Source organism: Cupriavidus phytohabitans, assembly GCF_000426345.1.
Taxonomy (GTDB): Bacteria; Pseudomonadota; Gammaproteobacteria; order Burkholderiales; family Burkholderiaceae; genus Cupriavidus.
In genome coordinates this window covers 36,158-42,277 of the sequence record NZ_AUFE01000049.1, presented here as the reverse complement: position 1 = coordinate 42,277, position 6,120 = coordinate 36,158, and the positions used below count along the sequence as shown (strand labels likewise).

Sequence of the window (6,120 nt, the reverse complement as noted above, 5' to 3'; positions counted from 1 at the left end):
GGCATGCGCCGGAACTGGTTGAAAGGCGAAATCGGTGACACTGTCCATCCGATCCTCTGTGCCGCAGGCTTCAATCTCCGTTGGCTGCTGCGGGCCATTGCCCGCCTCGGTATCCGCGGGCTTTTTTTCGTCTTAGCTTTGCTCACAGGGATGGCCCGGTTCGCCACCGATGCCGCCAATCGACTCAGCCCACATGCCGCAGTCGTTTGATGAGGGCCCAGAATCCTCCGCCTTTCAGTCACGCTGAGCTCTCAGACTGAATTTTTCAGGTCCGACTACTTATATCTGTATTTATCGATATCAGAATTAAATAATAAATATTTTATCAGGGTTACCACTATGCATTACTGATCAATCCATAGACCTATATTAATTATCGCCGGAGCAGCGATTGCACCCTGTCTGAATGAAAACCTGTCTAACGCAGGCGACAGCCAATTCCTGACGATTACGCATGGATGCCCACACCAGATTCGATGCTGCCGCGGCCCTTTCGGACCTTATCGGTCCGCGCCTGTCGCGCGACGCCAACGCCTTCCGGCTCAGCGCATCGAATGAAGTCAGTAACGGCGCATCGAAGCTACGTCTCGCGCAACTGCTTGCTCTTGCGAGCCGCCATGTCCGCGCCGGCGTCCCGCTCAATCCGGGCCCCGACGAACTTCGCTTGCTCAGCGCAGGCATTCCCGGGTGGGATATGTCCCGTTGGAGCCTGCTGGAAGCGCTGCGCGTTGCCTTGCTGCTCGCTTCGCCAGACATGGAAGGCGACGCCTTCCCCATTACGCTTGAGCATTGCTTTCGTTTCGCCGACCATGGCGAGTCGTGCGCCCTATATCGCGCGCTCGCACTCCTGCCGAGCGGCGAGCGCTTTGTCTGGCGCGCAGGTGAAGGCTGCCGCAGCAATATGCGCTCTGTATTCGAAGCCGTCGCATGCGATTCTCCCTACCCTGCGCAGCATTTTGACGAAGTTGCCTGGCGCCAACTCGTGATCAAGGCCGTATTCATTGACGTGCCACTCTGGCGCATCGACGGCATCGACCGGCGGCTGTCTCCGGAACTCGCCCGGATGGCGCTCGACCTTGCCGATGAAAGGTGCAGCGCGGGGCGCGATGTGCCGCCGCAGCTATGGCTTTGCCTCGGTCCCCATGGCGGTGAACGCGGGCTCCAGGCCTTGCGCAAGGAACTGGCGCAAGGCCACGCCCGCGGCCAACGCGGCGCCCTTCTCGCGCTCGCCCGTGCTGGTGACACGATGAGCGGCGATTGCCGATGGCTGCGCACCGCGCTGGACAAACACGCCGGCTTCCTCGAGCAGGCCCGCCAGGCAAGCTTTACGCAGCAAGCCCTTCGCTTCCTTTAGCGTCCAAAGCGAGAAGGAACCACAAAGAACCACGACCCACAAGAACCACAAGAACCACAAAGGACCCGCCGTGAGATTCTTCGATCCCCACATCCATATCAGCTCACGCACCACCGACGATCTGGAGGCCATGGCTGCCGCCGGCATCCGCGCGGTCATCGAACCAGCGTTCTGGCTGGGTCAGCCACGCACCAACGTCGGCAGTTTCTTCGACTACTTCTCCAGCCTGCTCGGCTGGGAGCGCTTTCGATGCAGCCAGTTCGGCATCGCGCATTACTGCGCCATCGGGCTCAATTCGAAGGAAGCAAACAACGTGGAGCTCGCGCGCGAAGTGCTTGACCTGTTGCCGCAATTTGCGCTGAAAGAGGGGGTCGTCGCCATTGGCGAAATCGGCTACGACGAGATCACCGCCGCGGAAGATTTCGCGTATCGCGCCCAACTGGATCTCGCGCGCGAGCACGACATGGTGGTAATGGTCCATACGCCCCATCGCGACAAGAAGAACGGCACACTACGGTCGATCGATGTCGCACGGGAGCACGGCATCGATATGACAAAGCTGGTCATCGACCATAACAACGAGGAGACTGTGCGCGCCGTACTCGATTCCGGCGCATGGGCCGCCTTCACGATATACCCGAATACAAAGATGGGTTCCGAGAGGATGGTGGAAGTCGTCCGGCAATACGGATCCGAACGGATCATTGTCGACAGTTCAGCCGACTGGGGCGTCAGCGACCCGCTGTCGGTGCCCAAAACCGCGCGGCTGATGCTCGCCCGTGGCATTCCTGCCTCCGATGTCGAAGCCGTCAGCTGGAGCAACGCCTTGCATGCCTATGCGCAGTCCCAGCAGATCGATGTCGCTGCGCTTGACCAGAATCCTCGACTCGATCAGCGTCAGCTGTTCGCCGACAACTCCGTGCTCCGCGGACAAGTGCCACGTGTCGACGAGCCCGTGCCGAACTGAACCGGCGCCGGTTGACCGGACGCCAGCGGAATAGAAAAAACCATCCCGTCTCCCTCCAGTCACGTCTTCGTCCCGGTACGAAGCCCAGGAGCGCCGCATGCTCGAGCATCGCATCGAACAGAGTTTTGAAGTGCGCTACAGCTATCCGGTCTGCTTCACCCGCGGCGCCCTCACGCCTGCAAACCCGCTGCTGTCAGACCTGATGCGAGCGCTGCCGCCAGGCGCAAGGGCACGCGTGCTATTCGCGGTGGATGCCGGGCTTTCCGGCGCGCAACCCGGTTGCATCGACGCGATTGAGCAATACGCGCTGGCACATGCGGACACTATCGAACTGGTCCGCACGCCATGGATTGTCCGTGGCGGCGAGACTTCCAAGCGCGATCCGCGCGAGGTGGACGAATTCTACGGCTACGTGCGTGACCTCAGGCTCTGCCGTCACAGCTACGTCGTCGCAATCGGCGGCGGCGCGGTGCTGGACGCGATCGGATACGCTGCGGCAACTGCGCATCGTGGCCTGCGGCTGATCCGGATGCCGTCAACGGTGCTGGGCCAGAACGACGCCGGCGTGGGCGTCAAGAACGCGATCAACTGGCAGGGCCGCAAGAACTTCCTCGGCACGTTCACACCGCCGTTTGCGGTCGTCAACGACTTCGAGTTGCTGGCAAGCGTGGCCGCCGCCGACCGGCGCGCCGGCATTGCGGAAGCGGTAAAGGTCGCACTGATCCGCGATCGCGCCTTCTTCGACTGGCTTCACCTGCAACGATTCGCGCTCGCGGTCCTTGCGCCCCATGCGCTGGAGCCGATGATCGTCCGCTGCGCGGAATTGCATCTCGCACAGATCCGCAATGCCGGCGATCCCTTTGAGCGCGGCAGCGCCCGGCCGCTGGATTTCGGCCACTGGTCGGCGCACAAGCTCGAGGAACTCTCCGAGCACCGTTTGAGGCACGGCGAAGCGGTCGCGATCGGCATGGCGCTCGATGTCCAATACTCCCGCCGGCTTGGCATGATCGGCGATCTGGCCGCGGAGACCATCATGCAAACGCTGTGCGATATCGGCTTTACGCTCAATCACGAGGCGCTGGGCCACCTTGATGTCGAACAGGCACTGGACAACTTCCGTGAGCACCTGGGCGGGCAGTTGTGCATCACACTGCTAAAAGGGATTGGCGAAGGCGTCGAGGTCCATCATATCGATATCCCCACCATGCGCGCATGCATCGCGGACCTGCAGGCGTCGCAACGGCAAGCACGCGCCGAGACCGTCCCGCTGGAGGTCCTGTCGTGAACCAGGTGAACCAGGTGGGCCACGACTACCCGCTGACGTACTGCACCAACATCCACCCCGGTGATGCATGGGCCGATGTCCGGCGCAATCTGGAGGACCACGCGTTGCAGGTCAAGGAAGCCTGTTCCCCCGCGCGCACGTTCCCGTTGGGCATACGCCTGTCCGCGCAGGCCGCGTTCGAACTCGACGACGTTGAGATCCGCCGCTTTGCCAACTGGTGCGAGGCACATGACTGTTACGTGCTGACGTTGAACGGCTTTCCGCACGGGGCCTTCCACGGTACGCAGGTCAAGGACGCGGTCTACCTGCCAGACTGGCGGGATCCGCGGCGCGCCAGCTATACGAACCGGCTCGCCGACGTCCTCGCGCAATGGACGCCACGTGGCCAGACCCGATCGATCTCGACAGTGCCGGTTGCGTACCGTAGTGGCTTTGCCACGGAACACTGGGGACCGGTCAGGACGCATCTGTTGTACACGCTCATGCACCTTGCATACCTGCACGAGCGCGGCGGTCCGCTAATCCGCCTCGCGCTCGAGCCCGAGCCACACTGCGTACTGGAGCAGACCCACGAAGCCGTCGAGTTCTTCGAGCGGATGCGGTTTCCCGCCTCGCTTGCCGATTACATCGGCCTGTGCTTCGACTGTTGCCACCAGGCGGTGGAGTTCGAGCAGCCAGCTGACTGCCTCGCGGCACTGGAAAGCGCCGGGATCCGTGTGGTCAAGGTACAGGTTTCCTCCGCGCTGCGTGCCCGCGGCAAGGCGATTGCAAACCTGCTGGCCTTCGACGAAGCGACATATCTGCATCAGGCCGTGCTTTGCACGCTGGACGGCGAACTGCTGCGCTTTTCCGATCTGCCGGAACTCGCGCGCTGGCTCGAGCGCGGCGAGCCGGCCGAAGAATGCCGCGTGCACTTCCACGTGCCGGTCTTTCTGGCCGAACTCGGGAATGTCGGCACAACGCGCTTCTTTCTTGAGGACTGCCTGCCGCGGCTGGCGCCGGGGACGCCGCTCGAGGTCGAAACCTACAGCTTTGGCGTCCTGCCGCAAGCGCTGCGCCTCGACTCGGCGGGCGCGTCCATCGCACGCGAACTGAACTGGGTCAGGGAGACACTCGATGCAGCGCACGGCCGTCATTAACGTTGTCGGGCTCACCAGGAGGCTGCTCGGGCCGCACACGCCCAACCTTTCCGCCCTCAGCGACGAGGTGGCGACGATCGACGCGGTGACGCCTGCGCTGACCTGTTCGGCGCAGACAACCTACCTGACTGGCAAGCTGCCGACCCAACACGGCATCGTCGGCAACGGCTGGTATTTCCGCGAGCTCGACCAGGTGATGCTGTGGCGGCAAAGCAACCGGCTGGTCCAGGCACCGCGCATCTGGCATCTCGCGCGGGAGCGCGATCCGTCGTTCACCTGTGCCAACACGTTCTGGTGGTACGCGATGGCGACCGACGCGGACATCACGCTGACCCCGCGGCCCCTGTATTGCGCCAACGGCCTGAAGCTGCCGGACTTCTACACGCAACCGGCATCATTGCGCGAGTTGCTGCGCGAACGGCTCGGGCAGTTTCCTCTTTACGACTTCTGGGGTCCGCGCACCAGCATCCGCTCGAGCCGCTGGATCGCGGATGCCGCGCTCACGGTGGAAGAGCAGTTCTCCCCGACGCTGAACCTGATCTACCTGCCGCACCTCGATTACTGCCTGCAGCGCGTCGGCCCGCAAGCCGATATCGCGAGCGACCTGTGCGAGATCGACGCCGTCTGCGGCGACCTGATCGACACGTTCCGGGCGCGCGGAGTGCGCATCGTCGTGTTGTCCGAGTATGGCATCGTGCCGGTCAGCAGGCCGGTACATATCAACCGCATCTTGCGCGAGGCCGGGTTCCTTGCGATCAAGCGCGATCTCGGCCGGGACTATCTCGACACCGGCGCTTCGCGCGCATTTGCCGTGGCTGACCACCAGCTGGCGCACGTCTATGTCCGCGACCCGCGCGATGTCGGCGCGGTGAGCCGGCTTCTGGGTGACGTCGATGGCGTTGGCGAATTGCTCCATGAAGCCGGGAAGGTTCACTACGGCCTCGCGCATCCCCGTGCCGGGGAGATCGTCCTGCTGGCCGAACCGGATAGCTGGTTCACCTATTATTTCTGGGCCGACGACGCGGCTGCGCCAGACTATGCGCGCACCGTCGATATCCACAACAAGCCGGGCTACGATCCGGTCGAGCTGTTTGTCGATCCGGACATCCGCTTCCCCGCGCTGAAAGTCGGCGGCATTCTCGCGCGCAAGGCGCTCGGCATGCGGTACACGATGGACGTGGTGCCCCTCGACGCGTCGCTGGTACGCGGCTCGCACGGCATCCGCACGGCCAGCGACAACGACGCGCCGGTGCTGATCAGCTCCGAACGCGGCCGCATTCCCGACGACAACCTGGCAGCCACCAGTGTCTTCGCCACCCTGCTCGATCACGTCTTCCGCCAATGAATGCCCTACCGGTTCGCGCCAGCCTCAACG

Annotated in this window: 5 protein-coding genes and 1 pseudogene; all 6 read left to right on the top strand. The window is 63.1% G+C overall.

Annotated elements, in window-relative coordinates; genetic code table 11:
• Nucleotides 1–210 (top strand): annotated as a pseudogene (locus tag K309_RS43130) (IS5/IS1182 family transposase); the annotation flags it as partial.
• 244 nt (nt 211–454) lie between these two features.
• Nucleotides 455–1,354 (top strand): EboA domain-containing protein, encoded by a 900-nt coding sequence (locus tag K309_RS39310; protein ID WP_051320608.1) that lies wholly within the window; start codon nt 455–457, stop codon nt 1,352–1,354.
• Nucleotides 1,355–1,424: 70 nt separating this feature from the next.
• Nucleotides 1,425–2,321 carry a TatD family hydrolase gene (locus tag K309_RS0126025; RefSeq protein WP_029049120.1) on the top strand — a complete coding sequence of 299 codons (897 nt, stop codon included), beginning with the start codon at nt 1,425–1,427 and terminating at the stop codon, nt 2,319–2,321.
• 97 nt (nt 2,322–2,418) lie between these two features.
• Complete coding sequence (locus K309_RS0126020; protein WP_029049119.1) at nt 2,419–3,606, top strand: 3-dehydroquinate synthase; 1,188 nt, start codon at nt 2,419–2,421, stop codon at nt 3,604–3,606.
• A gap of 14 nt (nt 3,607–3,620) precedes the next feature.
• Nucleotides 3,621–4,745, top strand: a complete 1,125-nt coding sequence (gene eboE / locus K309_RS0126015; protein WP_035878407.1) for a metabolite traffic protein EboE — start codon at nt 3,621–3,623, stop codon at nt 4,743–4,745.
• Nucleotides 4,723–6,090, top strand: a complete 1,368-nt coding sequence (locus K309_RS0126010) for an alkaline phosphatase family protein (RefSeq protein WP_029049117.1) — start codon at nt 4,723–4,725, stop codon at nt 6,088–6,090. The genes eboE and K309_RS0126010 overlap by 23 nt, the downstream gene beginning before the upstream one ends.
• The last annotated feature ends 30 nt before the right edge of the window (nt 6,091–6,120 follow it).

Coding starts and splice junctions, on each gene's coding strand:
- K309_RS39310 (WP_051320608.1), top strand. CDS start 455: ATGGATGCCCACACCAGATTCGATGCTGCCGCGGCCCTTTCGGACCTT.
- K309_RS0126020 (WP_029049119.1), top strand. CDS start 2,419: ATGCTCGAGCATCGCATCGAACAGAGTTTTGAAGTGCGCTACAGCTAT.
- K309_RS0126010 (WP_029049117.1), top strand. CDS start 4,723: ATGCAGCGCACGGCCGTCATTAACGTTGTCGGGCTCACCAGGAGGCTG.